Annotated in this window: 1 protein-coding gene; it reads right to left on the bottom strand. The window is 65.6% G+C overall.

Translation table 11 applies throughout. From position 1 onward, the window contains the following. Nucleotides 1-259 (bottom strand): ABC transporter substrate-binding protein (locus tag BN358_RS29230; RefSeq protein WP_232233238.1); only part of this gene is annotated, 259 nt, incomplete at both ends.

Genomic DNA, 259 nt, shown 5'->3' with positions numbered 1-259 from the left:
AACGCCGCGGCCAGTCCGTCGCTCTTGATCTGCTTCCAGGTGAGCTTGGTCAGCGGCGGCTTCGCGCCCCACCACTTGTCGTTCGGCTCCATGGTCACGGTGCCGCTGGTCTTGTCCCAGTTGGTCACCTTGAACGGGCCGGTGAAGTAGGAGTCGACGTAGTCCTTCCAACCGTTGTTGAACGCGTCCGGGGTGGCCGCGCCCTCAGCACGCAGCGGGCCGGTCCCGACGATGCTCGTCCAGTCCGGGTAGGTGGACT

This window comes from Sedimentibacter sp. B4, assembly GCF_000309315.1.
In the GTDB taxonomy this organism is placed as follows: domain Bacteria; phylum Bacillota; class Clostridia; order Tissierellales; family Sedimentibacteraceae; genus Sedimentibacter; species Sedimentibacter saalensis.
This window is presented reverse-complemented; position numbering and strand designations above follow the sequence as displayed.